The organism is Cognatilysobacter lacus, from assembly GCF_008274655.1.
Lineage (GTDB): Bacteria > Pseudomonadota > Gammaproteobacteria > Xanthomonadales > Xanthomonadaceae > Cognatilysobacter > Cognatilysobacter lacus.
The window spans coordinates 1-1,647 of record NZ_VTRV01000262.1 but is presented as its reverse complement, the minus strand read 5'-3'; the positions used below and the strand labels follow the sequence as shown (position 1 = coordinate 1,647).

At 70.3% G+C, this 1,647-nt stretch carries 3 protein-coding genes; all 3 read left to right on the top strand.

What is annotated here, in order from left to right; genetic code table 11:
* On the top strand, positions 1-252 hold a 252-nt coding region (locus tag FW784_RS13940), incomplete at its 5' end, for a tetratricopeptide repeat protein (RefSeq protein WP_149353924.1).
* 32 nt (positions 253-284) lie between these two features.
* On the top strand, positions 285-734 hold the full coding sequence (locus FW784_RS13935) for a DUF4442 domain-containing protein (RefSeq protein ID WP_149353923.1): 450 nt from the start codon (positions 285-287) through the stop codon (positions 732-734).
* A 60-nt stretch (positions 735-794) separates the two neighbouring features.
* Positions 795-1,647 (top strand): serine/threonine-protein kinase (locus FW784_RS13930; RefSeq protein ID WP_187770845.1); only part of this gene is annotated, 853 nt, incomplete at its 3' end.

The window sequence follows — 1,647 nt, the reverse complement described above, 5'->3', positions numbered from 1 at the left end:
CCGCCCGCGGTGCTCGACGCGGCGATCGCCGCCGACCCCGCCGACCTGCGCGCCCGCCACCTGCTGGCAGTGCAATACCTGCTGGGCGGGCGCGAGGCGGACGGCTTCGAACAGCTCATCGAAATGCTCTCCCGCGACCGCCAGTACGGCGACGGCCTTGCCCGCCGCACCCTGATCGATGCGTTCCGCGTGGTGGAGGACGAGGATCTCGTCGGCCGCTATCGCCGTCGCATGTCGTCACTGTTGTTCTGACCGGGCCGCCCGGTACGCCCGGGCGCGACGCCATGCACGCCTCCCTTTTCCGCTGCGGCCTCAACCTCTGGCCGCCGTTCCTGGCGACCGGGATCCGGGTCACCCGTCTCGCGGCAGACTGGCGCCACGCACGCGTCGAGCTGCGCCTGCGCCCATGGAACCGCAACGCCGTCGGCACCCACTTCGGCGGCAGCCTGTTCGCAATGACCGATCCGTTCTGGATGCTGCTGGTCATGCGCGGCCTCGGCCGCGACTACATGGTGTGGGATCGCTCCGGCACGATCGACTTCCTGAAGCCCGGCCGTGGCGTGGTTCATGCCGAGTTCCGCCTCGACGACGCCGCCCTTGAGGCGATACGGGTCGGGACCGCCGACGGCGCCAGGCACCTGCACTGGTTCGAGACGGCCGTGGTGGACGCGGCGGGCGACACCGTGGCGCTGGTGCGCAAGCAGGTCTACGCGCGGCGAAAGCCGGGTCGCTGATCACGCTTCCACGCGATGGCGCCTGCCCGGCTGACGTGGCTGCCTATATGCTCCGCGGACATGGATGAGACGACGCCCCCGAACGAATCCGCCGCGACGATGCCGCAGGTCGAGGGTTATCGCCTGCTGCGCCGCCTCGGCCAGGGCGGCATGTCCACGGTCTACCTCGCCGAGCAGACTGCGCTCAGCCGCGAGGTGGCGATCAAGGTGATGGCGCCGCACGCGCTCGCCGACGAGATCAGCCGGCGTCGATTCGAAAACGAGGTGCGCACCATTGCCCGCCTCGAACATCCGAACATCGTGCGCATCCACGAGCTGGGTCGGACGAAGGACGGCATCCCGTATTACTCGATGCCCCACCTGCCCCGCGGCCATCTCGGCGATCGCGACTTCACGCGCGACGAGGCCGGTGCGGTAGCGATCGCGTGCGCGCTGCTCTCCGCGCTCGAATACGCGCAATCACGCGGCGTGGTCCATCGCGACGTCAAACCGGAAAACGTGCTGTTCGACGACGCGGGGCGCCCGCTGCTGGCCGACTTCGGAATCGCGCTGCGACGCGGCTACGGGCCGCGCGTCACGACCGCCGGCCTGGCGGTAGGCAGCACCGCGTACATGGCGCCCGAGCAGGCACGTGGCGAGGAAGTCGACGGCCGCGTCGACCTCTACAGCCTCGGCGTCGTACTCTGGGAAATGCTCGCGGGCCGGCTGCCGTACGAGGCAGGCGACGCGCTGTCGATGGCGCTGGCGCATGCGCAGCAACCGATTCCGCGCCTGCCGCCGCACCTGCGCCACTGGCAGCGCTTCATGCACCGGGCACTGGCGAAGTACCCGGATTCGCGTTTCCAGACGGCCGCCGAGATGCGCGACGCGATGCTGGCCGTGCGCCCGCCGCGCTGGCTTCCCGCATGGGAGC

Excerpts from the sequence above, each read along its gene's own strand:
- FW784_RS13935 (WP_149353923.1), top strand. The coding sequence starts at position 285 with ATGCACGCCTCCCTTTTCCGCTGCGGCCTCAACCTCTGGCCGCCGTTC.